Here is a 24261-nt window from a genome sequence, read left to right as displayed (position 1 = left end):
TTAATAAAGTAATAAGGATACATATAGACCCAGCAATGTGATAAATAGGATGGGAATGGTTAAAACAATCCCTGTTTTAAAATAGGTTCCCCATGAAATTTTTACTCCTTTTTGAGATAAAACATGAAGCCATACTAAAGTGGCTAGTGAGCCGATTGGGGTAATTTTGGGTCCTAAGTCGGACCCAATAACATTGGCATAAATAAGCGCTTCCCGAATTGTACCCGAAGTATTCGTTTCCGCAATCGCCAACGCATTGATCATAACCGTCGGCATATTATTCATCACGGAAGATAAGAAAGCGGCAATGTACCCCATTCCCATTGCTGCCGCGAATTCACTTTGCCCGGCTGTCACTTCAATGAAACGCGCTAACGAATGGGTTAACCATGCATTTCCCAAACCATAGACCACTACATACATTCCAATCGAGAAAAACACAACATTCCATGGTGCCCCTTGTATAACGGATTTCGTATTGACCGCATGGCTTCTTTTTGCCATGAATATGAAGAAAATCGCGATCATTCCTGCAACAATAGAAACCGGAAGCTGAACAAATTCACTAGCAAAATAACCAACTAGGAGCAACCCGAGAATATACCAGGAAAGATGAAACATTTTTGAATCTTTAATAGCCTCAGCAGGCTTTTTCAACTTAGACAAATCGTATGTTTTCGGAATGCTGCTTCTAAAATAAATCCATAATATCGTAATCGTCGCTATCATTGAAAACAGATTCGGAATGATCATTCTTAAAGCATATTCAATAAAACCAATCTGAAAGAAATCAGCCGATACAATGTTCACTAAGTTACTTACTACGAAAGGTAAAGAAGTCGTATCTGCAATAAATCCACTCGCCATAATAAAGGGAAAGATCATTTTTTCTTTGAAATGTAAATGGCGCACCATAGCGAGCACGATAGGGGTCAAAATAAGAGCTGCCCCATCATTTGCAAATAAGGCCGCAACGATGGCTCCTAAAATACTGACAAAGACAAACATTCTAATTCCATGCCCCTTTGCTGCCCTGGCCATATGCAGAGCCGCCCATTCAAATAATCCAATTTCATCTAATATTAAGGAGATTAGGATAATTGCAACAAACGATAAGGTTGCATTCCATGTAATGTCTATAACCTCTAAAACATCACTAATTCCGACGACGCCTGCTAAAAGGGCGAGAAGCGCTCCGCCGCAGGCGGACCAGCCAATGTTCAAACCTTTGGGCTGCCAAATAACTAAAATAAGTGTTCCTAAGAATATAATGGATGCCGCTATTGCTGTTGACACTATTTAACCTCCATCAGCTGCGAAAGATGCATAACCCCCGCTCTTCTAGTTCTTTTCGTATAAAGCCTGGCACAAGCTCTCAACTAAAGGGTGTTCTTGGTCTCTTAGCAGCCAAAAAAATTTTTCTTCTTTTAATGTTGTGCAGCAGGCTGTATCTTCTATTTTTTGGATTTCACTTTATCTGAAAAACACTGAACAAATTTTGATTAGATGCAAAGAGCTTCTCTAATTTGGTCACATTCATGCCTGCATGCATCTCTTCCCCTCCATGATTCCTTCTGGTTTATGATAAAGTGATGCTTCAATCCTTTCCATGGGAGTTTTCCTTCATCCTCGCTGATAAAAGAAGAACAAAGACTGCGCCTTTGTCACCTGCACCGGGCAGACCCGAACAAATTAAGCATGCAGGTGCCGTGATCTTCCGCTTAAACTTTTGGTTCTTCTCTCCATCCTAGAAGGAGTAGTCTAGCTGCATCGTACATACGGACTAAATCAAAAAAGTTGATATAAAGGACCATTCACTAGCAGCAACTTCCTTTACCTGTTTTTCGAAAAACGCAGCATAATTCCTCCGATAATAAATCGTTGACTTCCTTATCGTTCAAGTCATAATAGCTCCAAGTACCTTTTGTTTCTTTAATAATTAATCCTGCATCCAATAAGATCTTTAAGTGATAGGAAAGCTTCGATTGAGGCATGTCCACTACCTCTGTCAAATCACATACGCATGTTTTTCCTCTCTGGCAAAGCTCATACATGATTTCTAAACGCTTCTGATCAGCCAAAGCTTTAAACTTTCTCTCATATTCTTTAAACCGGTTGAACATGACCGTTCTCCTCCCTTACCCTTTCATCAAATTTTTTTGATGTTCAAAGTATAAACAAAGCCATGCTGTACAGGCAAGCCCAAAATTTATATTCTTGATGAAGAAAAAAAGATTTACCTCTATATATAATTTTATTCATTTAACGGATTTTCGAAAGAAGTCTCCCATCCTCAAGGAATGTGCAGGGCGAAGTCCAATGAGCAGTTGAAAGATGAATTTCGGCTGACGTAAGCCAAAGTTGTTGAACAATTCAAACGAATATATCATAACAAAAACAAATGTTCTTTGGTAACTGGATGTAGGAGACTGTATGCGGAAATGAGAATGAAAACCAAGCCCCCCCGCATGCGTAAAATATCCCAGGTAGCGAAAACATTTCGTATCAGTAGGGGCGGGATCCCCCGAATTTATGCTTGCGGAGAACACATAAGACTTACTCATAATCCATGTTCGTGGAAACGAGAAGCTCCCCCTTCAAATTTTCTAACGAAAATTTGAAGGAGTGAGCAGTTCACTTTGTACCTTTTAATACGGAGATAAAATACTTTTTTCACCAAAATTTCAAGAGATCAATCAGTGCGTTAATCCCCATAAACTTTATGGACATAATTACGACTATAACTATTACACTTAATATAACCCCTATAGCTTGTTTTCCTGAATTAGCCATGCTATCGCCCTTCCTTGATCATATACCTTCCTCAAACGATAAATTTACCGGCTCGTCCCGCAGTTCACCTTGCACTTCTAAATTAGTTGTTGGAATACTATCATTCACTTCTTCAAAAGAAAATTGATCTGCCCATACAGTTCCTTGTCCAGACAGAATGATCCCAAACGAAATAACAGCACTTTGGGCTGGCACATCTAAAATAATAGAATAACGGTTCCAGTTTGTTGTTCCTTTAATAGGGCGATTACTCATATTGTCAAATTGAAGAACATCTCCCCTTGTGTCATCTACTCGCATCCACATCCCGGCGTATGCATCTACGTCTTTTGTACGGATGAAACAAGAAAGTCTAATGCGCTTTCCAACAAACCGGTTTGCCTTAAATGTTTGCATCATAGTAGCGAATTCAGTTGAATCTAACACTGTTTTCGATTTTAAATAACCTGATGCTTTCCCCTGATGAACAATTTCATGGTCAATTCCCATTTCATAATTAAATGGATTGGACCCACTCAAAAACCACCCATTCACTTTTGTCTCCATATTTGTATCCTCCTTTTTCTTAATCACATCTGACATCACTCGGCGATACTTGCCAGGCGGCAGCTTGTAAACCTCTTTAAATGCTCTTGTAAATGATTCTTGTGATTCAAACTGATAATATAAAGCTATATCAAGAATTCGTTCATTTGAGTAAAGCAAGGCGGAAGAAGCATTGGACAATCTTCTTAATCGAATGTATTCCGTTACCGTCATGCCAACTGAGGATTGGAATATTCGATGAAAATGATATTTTGAAAAGTTTGATTGTGCGGCAACTTTTTCCAAAGTAAGTGGTTCATGTAAGTTTTCCTCCACAAACAAAATAATTTTTTTAATCATAGTTTCATGGTTATACAACGAAAGCCTCCCCCCTTCACTTATAGAATATCAAGGTCTTCCCTTCTTTTTTTGATGTATCTTGCGAAATCGCGGCCGCTTGCCGAATATCCTCACTAATGCTGGTGAAAAAGAGCCGCTATATTTTCTTTTGCCTTTTTCATACTAGATCATAGCTTCTCCCGTCACAATGACCGCTCCTTTACAATCATCCAAAAAAGAAAGCTTCCCAATCTGCGCTGTTTTAGAAAACCCTTTTTGAGCTCCACTCTTCCTCACGATGAGAGAGAAGAAATTTTACTAAATTTACATTATCTTTAAAAAATATTAAAAATGTACATATATTAATTTCATTAAGTCTCTATATGATATTAGTAGAGAATTCAAAAATGGATGAAGGAGGAATAAATAACAGAAAGAACAATGAAGTGTACAGAGAAATGCAATGCGATCTGAACCAAAACTTTACTCAACAAAACAATGAAAGAAAAGGAGAAATACATATGAGCCAAAATTTCCTAGATCACCCAAACCTGGATCGACGCCGTTTTTTAAAAACCACTGGCGCTTCGCTTGCGTCTTTAATCGCCATCGGACTCCTGCCTGCTGATTATGTGCTAGCTAATGAGAAGACTCCTGCCTTTAAAGATGCCCCGTTTAAATTAGGGGTAGCTTCGGGTGATCCTCTCCCAAATGGGGTTGTGCTTTGGACAAGACTGGCACCGGAACCGCTTGCCGAGGATGGCTTAGGAGGAATGCCTAACCGCAAGGTACCCGTTAAATGGGAAGTGGCCAAAGATCCAAATTTCCGAAAAATAGTCAAGCGCGGAACTGCTCTCGCTCTGCCTGAACTGGCCCATTCGGTTCATGTAGAAGTGGACGGGCTGGAACCGCAGCGTTATTACTATTATCGCTTTAAGGTAGCATCGGAAATCAGCCCGATTGGAAGAACCAAAACAGCTCCGGCACCGCATTCTTCCATTTCTTCTCTATCCTTTGCTTCTGCATCCTGTCAAGCGTGGTATGAAGGCTACTTCACAGCGTATCAGCACATGACAGAAGAAGAATTAGATTTTGTTTTCTTCACGGGGGATTATATTTATGAGTATGCGATTAACTCTTCTAACTTAATCCGCCCGGTCAAGCTTTCAAGTGCACACAACGCCAAAGTCGTCAACCTTGATCAGTACCGTCTCAGATATTCCCTTTTCAAGACAGATCCCGATCTCCAGGCTGCCCATGCTGCCTTCCCTTGGATCGTCACATGGGATGACCATGAGGTAGAGAATAACTATGCCGATGAAAACTCACAATATGGGAATGAGAATTTCCTCAAACAGCGGGCCGCCGCCTACCAAGCTCATTATGAGAATCTTCCGCTGCGGAGCACCGCCATTCCCAACGGACCTAACATGCTGATGTATCGCAAGCTTACCTTCGGGAATCTCGCAGAATTCAATGTACTGGATACACGCCAGTATCGGGATGATTACGAGAAAGTGTTTGTAAGTGGGCCAGAAGCCAAGATACGTCTGGATCCGAAACGGACAATTCTGGGGAAAGAGCAAGAGCAATGGCTGCTGAATAACTTATCTCAATCAACAGCAACATGGAATGTCCTAGCCCAGCAGGTTGTGATGGCACAAATCGATCGTGACACGGGAGCTGGAGAAACCTATAGTATGGACAGTTGGGATGGATTTGCAGCCAATCGCGAACGGATTTTCTCGGCCTTCAAAGAATATAATATTCAAAATCCGATTGTCCTCTCCGGCGATATTCACCGCCATGCAGCGATTAATCTTAAAGAGGACTTCACCAATCCGAACTCGCCTAATATTGGTACGGAATTTGTCACCACATCGATTAGCTCAGGAAAAGACGGGGCAGAAAAGGACGATTGGGCTCCCACTTGGCTGGGAAATGAACACGTCAAATTCTACAACGGCCAGCGCGGCTACGTGCGGTGCCGCGTCACGCCGGAGCAGTGGCAAACGGATCATCTTGTGCTCCCTTATATCACCAAACCGGGAGCACCGATCAAAACACGAGCCAGTTTTATCGTTGAAAATGGGAAACCGGGATTACAAGAAGCGACCGCTCTTGCCAGCCAACATAAGTAAAATGGAGAGCCGTTTTTACCCTGCCTGAGTTTTTAAAAGCTATGATGAGTGAGCGGGCATCATTTCCTGCGAATCTTTGAAGACATCCTATACTAAGAGAGCACATAGTTATTCAAACTAGGTTAATCGATTTAATAGTGAACGGAACGGTTCATAAAAGCTGGCAAACTCCGCCCAGCGGAGGCGGTACCGCAAGAAATTATGGATCGTTTCCCAATCTTCTAACCTTGCAATGACAAAAGGCATCTGATTCCTTCCACATTGCAAGGTTAGCAGTCTTCTCCTGCTGTTCGATTCGAAGTTCAGCAAATAAATTATTCAAAATGAACGGAACCCCGAACAGATTCACTTTGTGTACGTGTCTGTCATTCGGGGTTTCGTTCATTATTGCCTATGTGCTGCTTCATTCGTTTTATACAGTAAACCTTCAAACAATGGGGATTTTTCAACACCTTTGTCATCTGCATCGTGCAGGCCCGAACAAAGCGGGATAGACAGCCTTCCTCCTTTCCTTTCTGGCTTTTTAACCCGCTCGTTTTCTTTTCGGTAGCGGGACCAGCTGATCTTATTTCAGCATTAGAATTTTGGCCTTCAGAGAAGAACTTCTCTCACTCAACATGTATGAAACATAATTTATGAATCTTTACTCTATTAACGGAATAAGTATCAGAATTGTATAGATATCGTGAACAAGGGGGGATCTGTATGAATGATGTTTTTGTGAAGACAGCCCGATTTGAACATTGTTTTTGGCTTCAAATCTTAGGGGATCATTCCAGGTTTATTTATGAAGCTTTAGCACCCGTTCAAAAAGAGGAAATTGAAAAAGCCTCCATGTTTATCCGTATATTTGATACACTTCTGGATCATGCCAAATCCAATGACCCTATGCCATTAACGGCAAAAGCCGAGGTTGAGGTCATAAAGCTTCGGGAATTTAAATTAGAATTATTAAGAAAACACCTTATCGGCAAAATCAAAATTCATCTTCCGCCTACCTTTATAAATCACATGGTAAATGAATTAGAAGAATATCTGCGGATTCTAAAACATGTGAAAGCAGGGCAAACTCCCCCTGTCCTTCATGAATTGCATCATCATCTTGTATGGCTATTAGATGCTGCTGGTCATGCAGATGCGATTTCCTCAAATTTAGACAATGTGGAGAGACGATTAAGGGAGAAAAGTGATTCATTTACGAAGCATTTTGAAGAGTTTTACTTAAAAGCCGTAGAAATGGCAGGTTATTTAAGAACGAATCTAACGGCGTTTCCAGCTTTGATTAAGTTCAACTCAGACACACAGCTAGAAATAAAGTTATTTCAAAATTTTTTGCATGAATTAGAAGAGCTGGAGCTAAGTAATCAAGCATTAGGAACATTTGCCCCCTTAATGGCAGATCATATGCTACGTGAAGAATGTTATTATCTCATGAAGTTAAGTGAAGCGGCAAACCTTGATCCCCCAAACTGTAATCCTGCTAAACCTCGGATTAAAGAGTGAAAAATTAAATGTAGCCAAAATAAATTTTGTCACAGGCTGCAACGGCTTTATTGCTTGATGACTAAAGAACTATCAACAGGGAAATCCCGTCTAATTTCGGGTTCATCAGCACACCTATCATCATGTATCCCGTCATCATGCGCTGAACAGAGAATCTCTCTTCAGCCGGAAGCCTACGCAATCCGCCCATGAATCTATTCCCAATTTATCCATTAAATGATATTATAGTAAATAATACCTATACATTTAATAAAAGGGGGAGAGCCATGTGGCCATTACAGTGCCAGAATCCATTCGAAGTTCAGCCACTGCAGGAGAGCGTATCCTTTTTCACACGTTAAAAGAATACTTGGATGATGATTATATCGTTTATTATGAGCCCGAAATTAACGGGAGGAGGCCGGATTTTTTAGTTATTGGACCGGATTTAGGCTTGCTCGTTTTAGAGGTTAAGGATTATACCCTTAACACTCTTCACCGCCTTACTCAAGATGAATGGATCATCAACAGTAAAAGTGACGGACTCGTAACCGTAAAGTCCCCTTTAAAACAAGCGAGAGATTATATGTTTCTGATTCAGGGTTTGCTTAGAAAGGACATCAACCTCACCCATCAAGAGGGGAAATATCAAGGGAAGCTGAAATTCCCGTGCGGTTTTGGAACAGTTTTTACACGCTTGAATCAGAAGCAATGTGTGAAAACGGACCTCTATGAAGTGATTGATCCCACCTTTTTGTTAACACGTGAGGAGATTGATCCTGATCATGATCATTTCTCAGAGGAACACTTAATCGAAAAACTTATGAATATGTTTACCATTCCTTTTCGTTTAAAGGAGCCTTTATCTAACGAGGAAATAAATGCTATTCGCTACTATCTTTTTCCGGAAGTGCGAATTAGCCGCGAATTTAAACAAGCCGCTCCCTATCGCGACCAGCTGTTGCTCTCTCTACATAGTTTAGAAACAATGGATTTGCATCAGGAAAAGCTAGCGAAGCAGCTAGGCGATAAAAACCGCTTGATCCGAGGAGTAGCCGGCAGCGGAAAAACATTGATTCTAGCAAGTCGGGCTCGATTAATTAAGCAGCAGCATCCCGATTGGAACATACTCATTCTTTGTTATAATATTTCTCTATCACGCTCGATTGAATCGATGGTGCGTGCGAAAATGGAAGAACCAGCGGATTTATTTGAAGCCGCTGCAATCTTAGAAAACAGCGATCGGATGCAGGGCATTACTGTCAGAAACTTTCATGAGTGGCTGAAAAAAGATCTGGGGATTTCAGAATCTCAAATTCCTGCGATAATCAAGAAATTAGAGAATCACGAGGCCATTCTTCCGCAATATGATGCGGTTTTAATTGATGAAGGGCAGGATTTTAAATCAAATTGGTTAAGGTTAGTGAGCCTCTTGCTGAATCAAGACACCTACTCTATGCTGTTAGTGGAAGACCGTGCCCAAACGATCTATCAGCGAGGACGAAATTACTTGCAAAATACTGGGCTGGATTTCAGAGGACGGTCCAAAATTTTGCAAATCAACTACCGTAACACATCGCAGATTATCCAGTTCGCCTGGGATTTTTACCAAACTCATGCAGCTTCACAAAAGGTTGTCACCGGAACAGTGGAAGGACAAGAAATCATTCCCCCGCAAAGCACTCGAAGAAAGGGACCTGAACCCGTCCTTCTTCGCGCTAATAGTTGGCATGAAGAAGCAAATATAGTAGCTAAGACAATGAACAAGCTCCATAAGGAAAAGAAGGTCCCTTATGAAGAAATGCTTATTCTATACCGTGTGAAACGAACTAATAAACTAGATATTGTGAATACTTTGAAAAAGTCTTTGGAACACCATCAAATCCCTTATACATGGGTTACAGAAAGCCAGGAAGCCAAGCGTATCTACAGGAAAGACGACGGTTCTGTGAAAATATTTACTTTTGACAGCAGCAAAGGGCTGGACTTCCAAGCGGTTTTTATTGTCAATGCAGATAATACACCGTTTGCTTTAGAAGAAGATAAAGATAGAGAAGCAGCTCTTATGTATATAGGGATGACTCGCGCAACCGAGTATTTGATGATTTCTTATAGCGGAGATTCCGAGTACACAGCTTATTTTGATAAAATCTTAGAGAAAAGACGACTAACAGAAACAAGTGAAGTCCTTAGCAGATGATCGGTACATAACTTTTCAAAAAAGAACGTGCAGGTATGCGTAAGCAAACCATTTCCATCATAAAATGATTCTTCAAACAGCGAGGTTCTCTTTCATCCCGCGCTGCTGAAAAGAAAAACGAAGGCTGCCATCGCAGCGTCTTTGAACCTGCATCGTGCAGGCCTGATCAAATCGGATATTTCGGTTCTCTTTCCCATTCTTAAAGTGCGGGAGTCTTGCGGCATCTTGCATGCGGAATAAAAAAGCGGTGCCGCATAAGCAAAGAGGCTTATGCGGCACCACTTTTCATGAGATTAATAGAGTCCTTCTTTCTCTTCTTTCATATTGATGAAAATATTTTTGGTTTGAGTGTAGGCGTCAAGCACACTCTTATAGGTTTCACGACCAATTCCCGATTTTTTGTAGCCGCCAAATGGCGCACCAGCTGAGAAGTTGGTATATTGGTTCACCCACATGCGGCCTGTCTCTATTTTACGGGATACGCGAAGAGCCGTATTCAAGTCTCTTGTCCATACCCCGCCGCCAAGGCCATATTCAGATTCATTGGCTAAACGAATGACTTCTTCTTCTGTTTTAAATTTAATAATAGTGGCGACCGGTCCAAAGATCTCTTCTTGTGCGATACGCATATTATTGGAAGCATCCGCAAGAATAGTCGGCGCCATAAAGACGCCGTTTTCCAAGCCATTTTCTTTGATTTGATAACCGCCTGTTATTAATTTCGCGCCTTCTTTTTGACCAATCTCAACATATTGTAAGATTTTATCGAGCTGTTTCTTATTGATTTGTGCTCCCATTTGCACGCCTTCTTCCCAAGGAAGGCCGACCTTAATATTTTCGAAAGCTTCTTTTAATTCGCTAACAAATTGATCATAGATGCCTTCTTGGACAAAAATGCGGGATCCTGCGCTGCATACTTGTCCTTGGTTAAATAAGATACCTAGTTGTGCCCCTTCAATGGCTCTTTCCCACGGTGCATCATCAAAGAAGATGTTTGCAGATTTTCCGCCTAGCTCTAATGTAGCTGGCACTAAACGGTCAGCCGCTGCTTTGGCTACTGTATAACCAACTCCTGTTGATCCTGTAAAGGCTAATTTGCGGATACCTTCATGGTGGAGCATATAATCCCCTGAATCCGATCCTCTGCCAGTAACGACGTTGACAACGCCTGGAGGCAATACTTGGTCAAGCAATTTCGCTAGCTCCAACAGGCTAAGTGAGGTCGTTGAAGACGGATGAATCACAACGGTATTCCCTGCTGCAATGGCAGGAGCGATTTTCCAAGCAGCCATTAATAACGGGAAGTTCCATGGAATAATTTGACCTACAACACCGATGGGTTCTTTTAGCGTTAAGGTTAAATTATAATCATCTAATTCCTTAGCCGTTCCTTCTTCAGATCGAATAACACCCGCGAAATAGCGAAAATGGTCTGCACTTAACGGAACATCCGCACCGCGTGATTCTCTTAGCGGCTTACCATTATCCAATGTTTCAACCATGGCTAAATGATCTGCATTTTCATCGATCAAATCGGCAATTTTAAGAAGCAATCTACTTTTTTCCTCGACGCTAACGGTTCTCCAAGATTGAAATGCTTTTGTCGCGGCCTCAACTGCTGCATCGACATCAGCATGCGTTGCATCAATCACTTCAGCAAGCTTTTCACCGGTACTAGGATTATAGCTAGCTATTTTTCTGCCTTCCGTGCCTTCTACCCATTGACCACCGATATATAGCTTGTATGATGTGTCAATAAACTTTTCAGTGTTAACTTTACTGGTCATGATGTACTCCCCCGCCTTATGTATAATATAGTTGTAACGTTTATTTTACTTAGAATTGAAAGAGTTTTCAATAAATAGTTCACTGCCAGAGATAAAAACGAACATAATTTTGAACACATAATGAACTTCGCTTCTTACCCTCCCTTTTAGTGACTCATTATACACATTGCTTCCAGTTCTGAACCGGACTGGTCCAATGGGGAACTCCGAGCTTATAGCATCTTGTGCTTACGGTACTAGAATAAGACTTGAAGAAGCATCGTATGAGGGCACGGAATTGTGAACAAGGCTTGATTGATGGACAAAGTGTCGCTCGATCTGAAAAAGTTGGACACTCTCATAGTGAGCCTTAGACTCTTAATAGAACTGGCTGTAAAAAAAATAGAACAAGCATGCTTTGAAAAAAGATTGATCAAAAACAAGCTCGTTCCAAATTCAATTGAATCATCTTTATCTCTATTTCATATTACGGATTTTTATTTTATCTAACTCTTTTTTTCTTTTTTCCTGAAGATATTTTCGTCCGCTAACCCATTCTGCAATGAGAAAAATCAATCCTAATAATAGACTAAGGACATAGCCCAGAGTGCTATCAATGCGAGTTGTTGCCAACATCCATGTTAAAAACAAAACATAAGCTATTGGCATAATCACTCCCCAATATACATTGTTCCTAGTTGAAAAGAAAAATTGGACCGCTAAAACGCCAGCAGCAATAAAAACCCCATAAAAACCATAGTCCATTACTTTTCACTCCTTTGTTGTTTATACTTTTCAATAATTAGTTTTGCATCTTCTACGCTTATTCGATCATCAATTGAAAGGTTTTTAATAAACTTAATGAAGTCCTCGTTATCTGCAGCGTCATTAAGTTTTATTTTTTCAATTAATCTATCTAACTTGAGCCTTACTGTTGGGTATGAAACTTCATAAACCTTTGCCATTTCTTTCAAAGAACCTGATTTTAAAACAAAGCTTTTGATGAATTCCATATCTTCAGCTTCCAAAGCCAGAATCCAATTTGGCACCTTTTCGATATTCAAACATAAACACCCCTTCCTTTTCTCAACATTAGTTTAACATATTTTTTAATATAACAAAACACTTTTTGAACTTTATTAAACAAAATATAAAAGATGAAATGTATTTATTAAAAGCTATTATGAATAAAGCGAACGGATATAATTGGACTTCTTCAGCAAATTTCATTGTGCCAATGGCAGACATTCATCTGGTTTTGTATAGGTACACTGAGGGATCAGATACAACAGGAGGAGGAACACTAGGAAAATAAGGAGGGCCATTTCCTTGCAGATCCAGACAGGAAGAAACGCTTGATGCCAGACTAAAAAGCAGACACAGATTGTTATCATAAATAGATCAACTGCAATGGCGCATGTCTGTATGGTAAGAGGTCGGCCATTCGAAGAGGCATTAAAATAAAAACCAAGAACATAGCCCCCATAATGAGTGGAGAAGATGTGCAAAATCCCAAAGGAGATTCAGAAAGCGGTTACTCCAAATGGTGAAAGCGTCCGAAAAGGAAACGGCAGAAACAGCATGAGAAATTGACAAAACCCTGACTAAACAGGGTGTTAAAATAAGTGAACGAACAGTTTCCCGCATGATGATAAAAAATAAAGGGAGGCGAAGAAGTGAATCAAGAATGTACATTTTTAAGTTGGCACTTCTATTTTGAAGAAATTTTTCATTTACACAAAATATTTTATACTCTCCAAAAAGCTTGTTTTTTGGTTTTATAGAGCGTTTTCAAAAATAGTATGTATAGCACACAAATAACGATATAGACCAATAAATAATACAAAGAAAAGCTTTCAATTGTTTTGCTTATTATCATACGTATTGAAAAAAAACCAAAAGATATTGCTACTAGTATAGTCCTGCAAAAATTAATCATTTCTTTAAAGTAATTAAGTAGTTGTTCATTCCATAGGATCTTTTTGTTGGTTAAAAGCCATATATTACTTCCTATAAAGAATAAAATTAGTGGTAATGAAGAAGAAATATTGATGCTCCCCAACAAAATAGGTATCGATAGCGCCCCTAAGGTAGCTATAGAAAAAACAGTATAATATTTAATCAACGTATGATTGGGTTTATGATTTTCAGCTAATTCTGTTTTATACTCGTTTACAGGTTCTAAAGCTAGCTACATAATCATTCAAAACCGTCTGAGGAATATCATTTTCTTTTACTTGATCTGTTTGTAATATTCTCAATGCATGTTCGTATAGGTCATTTTTTATTTCAGAAATAAGTTGATTCTGCACTTCTTTAGGAAAATTTTGCAAATTGCATTCAAGATCTGCTATAAAAAAATTTGATTAGATGATTTGAAAAAAATAAATCTTCATTCATATGATCTCATCTCCTTCTTGTTCAAATTTTTTAACGTTTTATACACAGATTCATAAGTGTATAAACATCGAAGCGAAGAGGACTGCCTGGAATTTTTTGTGCTTGTTCTTTTGCTGAAACTGTAGGAACCGTAATGGAACTAAAAAGAAAAACTGCAGAAAGTAAGAAAATAAAATGCTTCATTCCCTTCATTTCTCCAACTCCTTTTGATATTTTAAATATAATTACAGTTTAATAGTAATTTATGGGTTTTAAATGCAAAAAAGGGGTTTTTTTAAAATGAGAAAATTAAAAAGTGCTCTACCTGTCATCGGTTGTGTTTTCCTTTTTTTATTAACATTGGTTAATTTTACTGCAAAGAATGAAGTTGTAACGGGAATTGTTGGAGTTGTTTTGTTTTTTGTTGTATTAGTCATTTTTGTGATTACTAGAAAAGTAAACGATTAATTACTATCTTAAAAAGAGAGATGGATACCCATCTCTCTTTTTTTACTCCAAGGGGTGGCAATCGCTACCCTTCTATTCCCCTTTTATAAAATAATTTTTACGTTCCCAATTCCACATAGCAAGAATTGAATATCCATCTTCATTGGTTGGCGAGCTCCCTGCCCCTTACATTTTTCAGGACGACATCCATGAGCTTCCCTGCTTGTATCCAGCGGCAAGAGCCGGCTTTCTCTTGCCGCTGGATACAGGACAATTCTGACGAGGACGTAACTTTTTTGTGTTTGGAATCTTGATATAAAACCATTTTTAATGGAATAACACAAGTCCGACCACTAGAACGATTACACCTATAATCGCTACGTACAATTGTGCAAAAAACATACTTCTTCGTGATATCCAAACGGCTCCTAAGTTAAGGGCGCTGTGTACAAAAAGGATGGGGATGGTTAATGGCGGTGAATAAGCTATTATCAGAGTAGCCCCGATATGAAATAAGCTGGCAAAAAGCCGTTCTGATAACCCCCAAAAAGGGCTTAAACGCGAAGTTCCTTGAGAGGCTAATATCCTTTTTACTTCAAGGGATTTTTCATCATTTTTCTGAAAAATCTTAATTAATACTAATCCATTTATGATGGTATACAGCACCTCAATTGCAGCCCATCCTTGCCCAATCGAGAGAGCCCAAGAAAACGAAGTGCCGGTAAGCAAAAGAAGTGCTGCGCGAATACCTTCTTCAAGCGGACCTGAAGAGAAGCCGACTATAAGCATGACAGATTTTTGGGGGAGGTTTTTTACAAATAAACTTATAGGTCCCCGCAGCATAAGCGCAACGATCCACCCAAGAGCTCCTAGGCCAAATGCTATCCAAATAAACTCAGCTCCGAGTTTTTGAAAGAAAAACCATATAAAAAGCGGAACAGCGAGGTATAAAGGAATCAAATAGTAAAATAGACGAGCTTCTTTCCGATAGAAATCCGGCGACTCTTCTTTTTCATTCTGAACAGGACTATTCATAATAGCATTTCTCCTTTTTAGAGCCCAATCATTTTGGGTCAGGAATGATAATCGTAGATAGAGTACGGCGGCGGCGTTCAGCAGTGGGAGCATTTTTGGCAAATTCCAAGACGACTGAAGCCATTTTTTGAATAAACACTGAAAATTCTTCATCGCTTAAAAACAGCGGCATCTGCCGATAGCTGACTCCATCAGCTTCTAAATCTAATTCCTCTTGTTGCAGGTAGCGATCAAAGCTAGATTGGATAGTAGCTAAAAAAGCCAAGAAATATTGCATATGGTCCTCTTTCTTAGAATCCGTTAGATCTTTTGCCGATAAGCTAGCTCCATTTTCTGCCATTGCGAATACCTTTTCTTTTGTTCCGCGTACTTGCCGCTCCTTCACTACCTCAATAACCCCTCCCTCAAGTAGTTTATTTAACTGCCGATACAACGTAGCCTGTGGGATATCAGGCAACAGCTCCATAATCTGCTGTGCAGTAATATGGTGCCCGCCTATGATCGCTTGGACAATGCGAAAACGAACGGGATGAAGTAATAAATCTGCTTTTGAATTTTTCACAATTAACACCCTTATATTATCATTATCAATAATGATAATATAATTAAAAATTACCTTTGTCAATAATACGGCAGGATAAATACTAAATTAGTGATAAAAAAGCAGATCTCCATTCCAGCTTCTCTCCCTGCTGCCGATGCCCGTTTATATGAACCGTTATGACAAAAAAAATCCTGCATAGTAACACAGGAATTTTTAATCAAATTTTTTCAGCATCGTGATTTTGTTTCAAAGATCGCCACTATCATTAATATCCACTTCTTATCCTTTTATCCTGAACAATGGAAGAAAACAACGATCTTTCTATTATGAGCAAAAGTTAATAAAAATTTTCAAATTTACTTTACTTGCAAATACTTCATTCTAAAATAAATGATTAAATCAGCTGTAATCTTGATAACTAGCGCAAAACAAATCGTTAAAATAACATTGGGAATAAAAGCATGTAAAAAGTACACGAAGTCTGTCTCCATGATTGTTAGCATGTCTTCCACCTGATAATGCTGTATAGGAAATAGATTCAGTATTTTCGCCATTGTTCCCGTTTGAAATATTTTCCCCAGCAAATACGGTAAGAAAAAAGCTCCTAAAGAAGTGGCTAACGAAATAAATGGAGATTTCGTCATAGATGATATGAGCAATGTCATACCTACTATTAAAAGTACCCCTATCATCTGAACACCGATTACTAAAAGGTAAACTTGCAGGTTGTTCATTTCCATAGGAAAATCGTATAGCTTAAAAGAAAAATTAGTTTGAATACTAGCATCCCATCCACTAATACCATGATAGTAATAGAAGAAAAGAAATGAAATCAACTGAATAGCTGCAAATATTGGAATGGAAATCCCTGTTGCCGCCATAATCTTTGCCGCCGTCAATTTTCCTCTTCCATGTTTTGTGGAGAGTAACAGTTGATTAATATTGCTGGCAGAATCATTAGAAAAAACAGAGGAACAAATAAAAATAATTAACAAGCATGAGAGAAGAAAGATACTGTTCGTAACTGAAAATAAATCCCCCCACGTATTGTAAGCGCCAAGCTTTAAAGGTTTATCGAAACTTGCAAATCCAACCTCCTGCACACTTCTGATATCAAGTTGATCGAAGGTTATTTTTTCTCCACTTTCCATTGCTTCATTCATTTTTAAATAGACATCTTCTTCTTTAGGGAAAAAGATATCTCCAATATAGTAAGAAAACACATCAAAAGGTCTTTTCTCTTCATCAACATGACTCTGGTATCTATCCATATAGTCTGTTAAAACCTCTTCGACTTTTTGATCATTAAACTCCCCAGCATATTTATTAGTAATCTCTGAATAAAATTCTGGATAGCCCTTATCTGCATTTTTTTGTTCCACATAAGAAACTTGTGAATAATAATAACCCACCAAGAATATGCCAGCAATAGCCAACAACGAAATAACACTTGTTATAAGAAAAGTCTTATTCCTTACCAATTTATCCAGCTCAAATTTTATAAGCGTAAGCATTTTACCACTCTCTATCTTATATAATATAAATACAAATCTTCTAATGTAGGTTGAACCTTTTTCGCATTCTCTATCGGCTGTTCTTTCGAGACAATTCGTAAAGTCATTCCTTCGGCTTCATGTTTCTCATTACTCACCACATATTTTGTTCTCATTTCTCTGGCAGCGGCTGGCTGCACAACACATTCCCAAACCTGTCCTTCAATTTCTTTCACAAGTTCTGTCGCGCTTCCTCTGTTTTCAATTTTTCCGTGATTCAACATTAAAATTTCATCCGCAATATATTCAACATCCGAAACAATATGAGTGGATAGGATAATAATTTTTTCTTTTGAAAAGGAGCTGATTAGGTTTCTAAACCGAACCCTTTCTTTTGGGTCTAACCCAACTGTGGGTTCATCTAAAATCAGTACTTTGGGATCGTTTATCATGGCTTGTGCAATGCCTAAACGCTGTTTCATACCACCTGAGTATTTCTTGATTTTTTTATTTTTTACATCTTCTAACCCCACCAAATGTAATAATTCATTACACTTCTCTTTAGCCTTTTGATTGTCTATTTCTTTTAACGCTGCCATATATAATAAAAATTTGAGTCCTGTAAATTCAGGGTAATATCGAAAGTCCTGAGGCAAGAACCCCAGTACAGCCCGAAAGAAATCGGGCTTCTCATTCGTGTTTTCACCATTGTAAATAATGGAACCCTTATCCGCCTTCATTACGCCGCAAATAATACGCATGAATGTCGTTTTCCCTGAGCCGTTTGCTCCAAGCAAGCCATAAACACCTGGTTCAAGCACGAGGGAAATGTCCTTTAATACCGTTGTATTTTCAAATCCTTTTGTTATACTTTTGATTTCTAAAGTCATGTGAATGCAGCTCCCATTAACGGCTATTCTTAGCGTTATATAAATCCTTTAATCGTATTTCTTTCGCACTGTCTTTGTATTGAATCCGTATTTTATCTTCATCTGTTAATTTCTTTTTTTCACCATTGTCCAATAATAAAGTGTTTTCATCCAAGAAAGTATAGGTGATGCTGTCTCCATTTTGACGAGCCTTTGCTAATTCTGAAAATTGATTGAGTTTCGAATCACTAAAAATATTCCAATTCTCATAAATGATAATCCCATCGATATAACCCTGTTTCTCTTCGTGTCTCATAGCTACAAGATATCGATTGTCCTGTTTGGATTGAAAGGAAACCGTTACGGTTGCTCCTTTTTGTTGGATGCTTGTGTCCACATTATTTTTATCTGCTATCCACATGTGAACAAAGAGGACATAGTAACCAATGGACAGAATAAGAAAAAGAGAAACGAGTGATCCTGCAATAGTAAAAATCTTTTTCCTGTTTTTTGAACGTACCTTTTTTAAATAATCAATGTTTCTATTTTCCTTTTTGTATTCGCGAGTACGTTTTACTGACAAGTCTTCCTGCATTCCCTTTATATACTCACGGCATTCTTCACATTGTTCCATATGCTTTTCCATCTGCTTATTGGTTTCTTCACTTGTTAACTTTTCGATATAATTTGGTGCTAAATCTTTAAAAACATCATGATTCATTGCTTATATCACCCTTTCGCAGTTCTTGTTTTGCCCGATAAAATGTTACTCTGGCCCAAGTCTCCGATTCTCCAAAAATGGCACCTATCTCCTTAAAGGATAGATCTCCTAATAACCTCAGATAAAGAATTTCCCGCTTTTTCTCACTCAGTTTATGTGCTTGTTTGAAAAAATTAATTTTATCCTCATTCTTAAAAAACTCTTCTTCTAAGTTATACGTTGTGGCATCTTCTTCACTGAGTGAATTTGCTAACTGATTTCTTTTCTTTTCGCGATTTAGTTCTTGCAGCCAGACATTTTTCGCAATAGCACATAACCACGTAGAAAACTTTGCTTTTCCATGATCGTGAAAGTGATCGATAGACTTAATCGCTTGATAAAATGTCTCTTGCGTTAATTCTTCAGAGAATTGAGCATCATTTGTCAGGGTTAATAAGTATTTATAGACAAAGCTCGCATATTCCTGATAGACATCTTCTATATTCACCATTTACCTCCATTCCATATATTGAGCAAGCATCTAAAACGTTTAATCATCTATATATCCAAAAATGCATGGATTCGTTACAATATTTTTTTATATTTTGATTGTCCATAATTCCCCATGGGCCTCGTAATTCGGATGAAGGAAAACGCAGAGCTGTGCCGGATTAAATGATTACAACATTTGTCACAGGCGTAACCCGAGGTGTGACGGAGGGCGAGAAGTTCGTTTCGTGACCTTCTTACGTCATATACCGGCAGAGGAGACTGCGTACATGCAGAAAGCTCACCGGGTCACTGAAGTCTTTTTTTGCTAATTTTATTTTATAAAGCTGAAAATGTGGTATTAATATCAGTCTTTTTCCGCTTTAATGGCCTATATGCTGATTCATTAGTTATCCAAACACCCAAAACCTTTCATTAATGATGAAGGGCGTAAAGCAAAATCGATCTTTTCCTTTGAACTAACCGTATACTCTGCCCATTTCCTATAATTGGTTGGATTCAGCTATGGAACGATCTCGTGCAAGTTTTCTAGGATGAAGATTCTTTTTTTCCTTTGCGGACGCAGGATGTTCAGTTCTTTACATAATCGTTATAAAAGTCGACTTGTATTTATTTTATTAGAGCTTTCTCCCTTCACTTGCTTTAATGTCGCTACGATAAGAAAGCTAACAATCACTAATAAGAGCCATGAACTCACCTTTCCCAAATGAACGAGACTCCATGCATCGGTTTGGTTTGGGTATTCCCAAGCCCCAAAAAACGTTGCGATATTTTCAGCAATCCAGATAAAAAAACCGATCAGCACAAAAGAAAGTGCAAGTGGCATACGGTAACGAATTCCACCAACCTCGTATTTGACCCATGATTGCCAAAAAACCATAATGACAATCCCAGATAACCACCAGCGGACATCCATCCAGTAATGGTGAGTGAAAAAATTCAAATAAATCATAGCTGCAAGAGGCACAACTGCCACAAGCGGTGGCCACTTAACCAGTTCAACCTTTAGCCTTCTCCACGCTTGACACAGATAACTCGCTACACTTGCGTACATAAAACCGCTATACAAAGGCACTCCAAAAATTTTAAAATATCCTTCCTCTGGATAAGACCAGGAACCCATATGTACCTTAAAAAGTTCGAGAGCAAGCCCAATCACATGGAACAATGTGATGACCTTTAATTCATCCCGCGTTTCAAGCCCAGAACGCACCATCCACCACTGCATCAAAAGACAGATGATGAGCATCCAGTCATACCTTGGCAGGAAGGGAAATGGCATGATTTGCGTCAAAGCCAAAGAAGCAAAAATAACGGCAGGAAACAAACATGATAGGGCCTGCTCCCAGCCAAAACGAACGAGTTGTTTTAGTGCTCCCATGATTTTCACCTCACTTTATGAACCCTGTATATCTTCATCACTTCGATACAATAAAATATCTCCGGGCTGGCACTCTAACGCCTTACAAATCGCATCTAAAGTTGATAATCTAAGCGCTTTTGCCTTTCCATTTTTCAATATAGAAAGGTTAGCCATCGTGATTCCAACCCTTTCTGAAAGTTCTGTTACGCTTATTTTCCTTTTCACCAGCATTACATCCACATTGATTATAATTTCCATATTCATCCCCTCAGACCGTTAAGTCATTTTCTGATTTTATATCGAATGTTGAACCATGTTTCATAAAGAGCACCTCTCCTAGTTATTTTCAATTTAATTCTAACAACAGTTTTGTTGTTTTACAATAAATAATTATTCCTTTTCGTTATTTTTTTATCGTTTTATAAAAATATTTTAGTTTTTATACAAAGATAAAAGCATTCCCCATTAAGCAGAAATGCTTGATAGCTTTAAATGATTCAATTTTCTTGATGTAAATAGATAAAAAAGCAGCTGTCTCAAAAAAGGGTGTGACCTTTGTGAGACAGCTGCTTCCGTTCAGCAAAAAAATTCCTAGACCGCATCAATACAGCCAATCAGTCTTTTCTCAATATCTGCGGCAATTTCTTTCAGGTTTTGATTTTCGAGCATTTCGATAAGTGCCGTTGGTTTCGGCATTCCGATTTTTGTTTGGCCGTTCTCTTCATAGACGACGATTTTGCATGGAAGAAAATAGGCTGCCAGACTTTCTTCTTCGAGTACTTTTTTCGCTTCATGCGGGTTGCATACCTCAAGCACCTTACATCTCTGATCAAGGTTTACGCCTTTTTCATGGAGCTTATCTTTAAGATCCAGCTGCCATAACACACCAAATTTTTCACTTTTTAAAGACTCTTCCAACTTGGTGATCGCTTCCTTCATTGAAACCGAGACTTCTTTCGTATAGTGAAACATCGTTATCCGCCTTTCTGTAAGCGTACATTTTTAGCTTCTCTACTCTACTTCCCTATCCACCTTAATTTTATGCCTCTCTTATACATATTCCTTCTTGGCCGTCCACTTATAGCCTACTCCCCAAACGGTCGTTAGATGCGAATCCACCGGGAAGTTCACCTGTCTTAATTTCTCGCGGATATTACGAATATGTGAATCGACCGTCCGATCTTCTGTAAAAGCATCATTTCCCCAAATAGCTTCAATTAAATGAGCTCTTGAAAAAACTTTATTTGGGTGCGACAGCAGTAGCCCCAGCAAGGAGAACTCTTTTGGAGTGACCTGAATTCCATTTCCCTTGTAAGTTAATTCATGCTTCTCCTCATCCCATACCAGCTTTTTAAATTCTATTTTTGTCTTGCTCTTCCCTTTCCCTCGCCGAATGACGGCTTCAATTCGCGCAAGCAGCTCTGCTTCATCAAACGGTTTGGTTACATAATCATCCGCTCCGATTCGCAATCCCTTGACAACATCAGCCTTCTCATTTCTTGCGGTCAACATAATAACAGGAACATCTGAGAGCTCTCTGATTTGTCTGCAGGTGCCCCAGCCATCCAATTCTGGCATCATCACATCTAACAGAATAAGATCCGCATGATCCGTTTTCATATATTCAATGGCCTTCACACCAGAATTCACTTGAACACACCGATAAAACGGCGCGAGGTAAATCGCAAGCAAATCCAGCATCCTTGCTTCATCATCCACCAGTAAGATTGTTTTCATTACGTCTCCTCCTTGATGTGAATGAAAAATGAACTTCCTTTTTCCAGTTGACTTTTCACCTTCACACGTCCTTCATGCGCTTCTACCAGTTCTTTAACGATCGACAAGCCCAACCCCGTTCCTCCTAAACCTCGGGAGCGGGATTTATCCACTCTAAAAAATCGCTCAAATACAAAAGGAAGTTCTTCCGGAGGAATTCCTCGTCCTTCATCTCTGACTTCAATAAAAATATTCTTCTTTTCTCTTGCCACGATCACTCTCGTTGTCGTGTTCGGATCTGAATACTTAATGGCATTATCAAATAAATTCAAAAAAACCTGTTCAAATCTTACGGGATCAATAAAGACTTCTATTCCTTCACCGCCGATTAATTCAAGGCCCATCCCATGATCCTTAAAGGCTGGCCGCATCTTTTCGCAAATGCTGTTTAGATACGGAGCTAACGGCACCTTCTCCCGCTGGATGATAAAGTTGTTTTGATCAATCTTTGCTAAATCAAATAAATCCTTGATCATAGCAGCCAGCTTTTCCGCTTCCTCATAAATAATACCAAGGTAACGCTCCCGATCATGATCCTTGATCTCTTTTCGACGCGCGACATCCGCATATCCTTTAATATAGGTTAATGGCGTTCTTAATTCATGAGAAATACTAGACAGAAATTCACTTCTTTCTTCTTTCAAGTGCTTCAAATTCTGAGCAAGGATCGTGATCGACCGTGATAGCTCTCCTAATTCATCCTCCCCCATATCCGGCAAATGAACAGAAAGGTCACCTCGGCTTAACTTTTCCGTTGCCTTCTTCATGCGTATAAGAGGGGTAGTGATAAACTTAGTCAGAAAAAGAATAGTCAATATTAAAAGGCTAACGGTTAAGACAGCCGCCATAAGAAAATTATGGTTTAACCTTGAAATTAACCCTTGCACCTGATCCGTGCTTTTAAACATGAACACATATCCTTTTTGTTGATTACTTACAGCGTAAGGGCTGACCGTGGAAATATATTTCCCACTCCTCCATCTGTTCTCAAGCACCATCCCCTCACGAGGAACAGCAGAAATGTTCTTTGACAAAAGATCCATTTCCTCCGTGTCCGTGTCTAACCCGGAAGAAGAAATGATGATTTTCTTGCTTTGGTCGGTAATCACCACTTCGGTATCGGCATTTCTTTCCATCACAGCAATGTGCCGAAGTGTTTCTTCGTTGTATGAATCCTCCAGTACCTCCCGATGATTATTTCCTCGCGCCAGCAAGGCAATCAGCTCTTCCTCCACCCGATTTTTCACCATCCTTGTATGTAGAAAAAAGAAAAGGCACACCTCAATAATCAGCATAACAAAGAAAAACCAAATGCCTAATTTTACCGTTATTTTATTGATCATTATCACCGCTTTTATCTTTAATTGTTTTCATCATAATGGATCAACATTAATTTTTTGTGCAGATTTTAAGGAGTTCGCCGGAAAACGTTAAAAAAGAAAGGCAATGGGAAGATGATAAGTGATGAAAAAATAAAAGGGGGAATCTTCATATGAACTCAACCTATGAAGAATGTATGAAAGCTTGTCTTGCCTGTATGGAAACCTTTGAGACTCCCACGTCTAAAGACGCAAGCCCTAAACCTTACGGTTAAACGGGTGGGATTCTTGAATGACTAAGCGTTCGCAGTCCATTTCTGTTTTGAACAGCCTTCAAGATGAGGGCATCTCATTGCCCCTCATAGGGCAGAACCTATAGTTCCCTATGCTGATTGACTATTACCATCAATCACAGGTGCACATCGAATATTCATAGCACCTACTAGATCACGATGTTTCTCGAATCCGCATTTACACTTGTATTTGCGGTCTTGTGCTTTGTTCTTTTCAGAACAGTTAGGACATGTTTGACTCGTATAAACAGGATTCACATATTCAACCTTAATGCCTTCTAACTTGG

The 24261-nt window shown here is 39.1% G+C and carries 24 protein-coding genes and 1 pseudogene; 5 read left to right on the top strand and 20 right to left on the bottom strand.

What is annotated here, in order from left to right; translation table 11 throughout:
- The 3 genes from CEF20_RS00245 to CEF20_RS00235 form a co-directional block, all read right to left on the bottom strand.
- Complete coding sequence (locus tag CEF20_RS00245) at positions 1 to 1299, bottom strand: arsenic transporter (RefSeq protein WP_408607790.1); 1299 nt, start codon at positions 1297 to 1299, stop codon at positions 1 to 3.
- A 518-nt stretch (positions 1300 to 1817) separates the two neighbouring features.
- Positions 1818 to 2123: an arsenical resistance operon transcriptional regulator ArsR gene (gene arsR, locus CEF20_RS00240; protein WP_100329975.1), complete on the bottom strand. Its 306-nt coding sequence runs from the start codon at positions 2121 to 2123 to the stop codon at positions 1818 to 1820.
- Between the two features lie 688 nt (positions 2124 to 2811).
- On the bottom strand, positions 2812 to 3678 hold the full coding sequence (locus tag CEF20_RS00235; protein ID WP_100331942.1) for a helix-turn-helix domain-containing protein: 867 nt from the start codon (positions 3676 to 3678) through the stop codon (positions 2812 to 2814).
- A gap of 500 nt (positions 3679 to 4178) precedes the next feature.
- Between CEF20_RS00235 and CEF20_RS00230 the strand changes: the two genes are divergently transcribed.
- The gene (locus CEF20_RS00230) at positions 4179 to 5798 is read left to right on the top strand and encodes an alkaline phosphatase D family protein (protein ID WP_100331941.1); all 1620 of its coding nucleotides are present in this window, start codon (positions 4179 to 4181) and stop codon (positions 5796 to 5798) included.
- A gap of 117 nt (positions 5799 to 5915) precedes the next feature.
- Here CEF20_RS00230 and CEF20_RS17230 read toward each other — a convergent pair whose 3' ends face one another.
- On the bottom strand, positions 5916 to 6044 hold the full coding sequence (locus tag CEF20_RS17230; protein WP_269799202.1) for a hypothetical protein: 129 nt from the start codon (positions 6042 to 6044) through the stop codon (positions 5916 to 5918).
- Between the two features lie 459 nt (positions 6045 to 6503).
- Here CEF20_RS17230 and CEF20_RS00225 point away from each other — a divergent pair, with 459 nt between their 5' ends.
- Together CEF20_RS00225 and CEF20_RS00220 are read left to right on the top strand one after the other, a co-directional pair.
- A complete protein-coding gene (locus CEF20_RS00225) occupies positions 6504 to 7301 on the top strand; it encodes a DUF2935 domain-containing protein (protein ID WP_100329974.1) in 798 nt (265 codons plus the stop codon).
- Between the two features lie 268 nt (positions 7302 to 7569).
- Positions 7570 to 9480 carry a 3'-5' exonuclease gene (locus CEF20_RS00220; protein ID WP_100329973.1) on the top strand — a complete coding sequence of 637 codons (1911 nt, stop codon included), beginning with the start codon at positions 7570 to 7572 and terminating at the stop codon, positions 9478 to 9480.
- A gap of 293 nt (positions 9481 to 9773) precedes the next feature.
- Here the strand turns inward: CEF20_RS00220 and CEF20_RS00210 are convergent, their stop codons facing one another.
- The 3 genes from CEF20_RS00210 to CEF20_RS00200 form a co-directional block, all read right to left on the bottom strand.
- Complete coding sequence (locus CEF20_RS00210; RefSeq protein WP_100329971.1) at positions 9774 to 11267, bottom strand: aldehyde dehydrogenase family protein; 1494 nt, start codon at positions 11265 to 11267, stop codon at positions 9774 to 9776.
- A gap of 456 nt (positions 11268 to 11723) precedes the next feature.
- Positions 11724 to 12011: a hypothetical protein gene (locus CEF20_RS00205; RefSeq protein WP_100329970.1), complete on the bottom strand. Its 288-nt coding sequence runs from the start codon at positions 12009 to 12011 to the stop codon at positions 11724 to 11726.
- Complete coding sequence (locus CEF20_RS00200; protein WP_100329969.1) at positions 12011 to 12310, bottom strand: DUF2089 family protein; 300 nt, start codon at positions 12308 to 12310, stop codon at positions 12011 to 12013. Before CEF20_RS00200 ends, CEF20_RS00205 begins: the two co-directional genes overlap by 1 nt.
- Positions 12311 to 12375: 65 nt before the next feature.
- Here CEF20_RS00200 and CEF20_RS16920 point away from each other — a divergent pair, with 65 nt between their 5' ends.
- Positions 12376 to 12561 carry a hypothetical protein gene (locus tag CEF20_RS16920; RefSeq protein WP_232713307.1) on the top strand — a complete coding sequence of 62 codons (186 nt, stop codon included), beginning with the start codon at positions 12376 to 12378 and terminating at the stop codon, positions 12559 to 12561.
- Positions 12562 to 13676: 1115 nt separating this feature from the next.
- Here CEF20_RS16920 and CEF20_RS16435 read toward each other — a convergent pair.
- Positions 13677 to 13838, bottom strand: a complete 162-nt coding sequence (locus tag CEF20_RS16435; RefSeq protein ID WP_157796160.1) for a hypothetical protein — start codon at positions 13836 to 13838, stop codon at positions 13677 to 13679.
- A gap of 87 nt (positions 13839 to 13925) precedes the next feature.
- Between CEF20_RS16435 and CEF20_RS16785 the strand changes: the two genes are divergently transcribed.
- Positions 13926 to 14093 carry a hypothetical protein gene (locus CEF20_RS16785; protein WP_198508450.1) on the top strand — a complete coding sequence of 56 codons (168 nt, stop codon included), beginning with the start codon at positions 13926 to 13928 and terminating at the stop codon, positions 14091 to 14093.
- A 306-nt stretch (positions 14094 to 14399) separates the two neighbouring features.
- Here the strand turns inward: CEF20_RS16785 and CEF20_RS00195 are convergent, their stop codons facing one another.
- From CEF20_RS00195 to CEF20_RS00140, 12 genes and pseudogenes are all read right to left on the bottom strand, one after another.
- Positions 14400 to 15200, bottom strand: coding sequence for a hypothetical protein (locus tag CEF20_RS00195; protein ID WP_232713448.1), 801 nt, complete (start codon positions 15198 to 15200; stop codon positions 14400 to 14402).
- Positions 15136 to 15732, bottom strand: coding sequence for a helix-turn-helix domain-containing protein (locus CEF20_RS00190; protein ID WP_232713306.1), 597 nt, complete (start codon positions 15730 to 15732; stop codon positions 15136 to 15138). The genes CEF20_RS00195 and CEF20_RS00190 overlap by 65 nt, the downstream gene beginning before the upstream one ends.
- A gap of 275 nt (positions 15733 to 16007) precedes the next feature.
- Positions 16008 to 17165, bottom strand: coding sequence for an ABC transporter permease subunit (locus tag CEF20_RS00185; RefSeq protein ID WP_100329967.1), 1158 nt, complete (start codon positions 17163 to 17165; stop codon positions 16008 to 16010).
- A gap of 11 nt (positions 17166 to 17176) precedes the next feature.
- On the bottom strand, positions 17177 to 18034 hold the full coding sequence (locus CEF20_RS00180; protein ID WP_100329966.1) for an ABC transporter ATP-binding protein: 858 nt from the start codon (positions 18032 to 18034) through the stop codon (positions 17177 to 17179).
- A 16-nt stretch (positions 18035 to 18050) separates the two neighbouring features.
- Complete coding sequence (locus CEF20_RS00175) at positions 18051 to 18734, bottom strand: zf-HC2 domain-containing protein (protein ID WP_100329965.1); 684 nt, start codon at positions 18732 to 18734, stop codon at positions 18051 to 18053.
- On the bottom strand, positions 18724 to 19221 hold the full coding sequence (locus CEF20_RS00170; protein ID WP_100331939.1) for an RNA polymerase sigma factor: 498 nt from the start codon (positions 19219 to 19221) through the stop codon (positions 18724 to 18726). The genes CEF20_RS00175 and CEF20_RS00170 overlap by 11 nt, the downstream gene beginning before the upstream one ends.
- Before the next feature lie 591 nt (positions 19222 to 19812).
- Positions 19813 to 20604, bottom strand: coding sequence for a DUF817 domain-containing protein (locus CEF20_RS00165; RefSeq protein WP_100329964.1), 792 nt, complete (start codon positions 20602 to 20604; stop codon positions 19813 to 19815).
- 10 nt (positions 20605 to 20614) lie between these two features.
- Positions 20615 to 20844 (bottom strand): annotated as a pseudogene (locus CEF20_RS00160) (helix-turn-helix domain-containing protein).
- Between the two features lie 333 nt (positions 20845 to 21177).
- The gene (locus CEF20_RS00155; RefSeq protein ID WP_100329962.1) at positions 21178 to 21558 is read right to left on the bottom strand and encodes a DUF302 domain-containing protein; all 381 of its coding nucleotides are present in this window, start codon (positions 21556 to 21558) and stop codon (positions 21178 to 21180) included.
- 78 nt (positions 21559 to 21636) lie between these two features.
- Positions 21637 to 22323 (bottom strand): response regulator transcription factor, encoded by a 687-nt coding sequence (locus CEF20_RS00150; RefSeq protein WP_100329961.1) that lies wholly within the window; start codon positions 22321 to 22323, stop codon positions 21637 to 21639.
- Positions 22323 to 23612, bottom strand: coding sequence for a HAMP domain-containing sensor histidine kinase (locus CEF20_RS00145; RefSeq protein WP_332849186.1), 1290 nt, complete (start codon positions 23610 to 23612; stop codon positions 22323 to 22325). The genes CEF20_RS00150 and CEF20_RS00145 overlap by 1 nt, the downstream gene beginning before the upstream one ends.
- 452 nt (positions 23613 to 24064) lie before the next feature.
- Positions 24065 to 24261 (bottom strand): zinc ribbon domain-containing protein (locus tag CEF20_RS00140; protein WP_157796260.1); only part of this gene is annotated, 197 nt, incomplete at its 5' end.

The sequence above is a fragment of the Bacillus xiapuensis genome, from assembly GCF_002797355.1.
GTDB lineage: Bacteria > Bacillota > Bacilli > Bacillales > Domibacillaceae > Bacillus_CE > Bacillus_CE xiapuensis.
The sequence above is the reverse complement of the archived record's forward strand: the minus strand, read 5'-3'. Positions and strand labels throughout refer to the sequence as shown.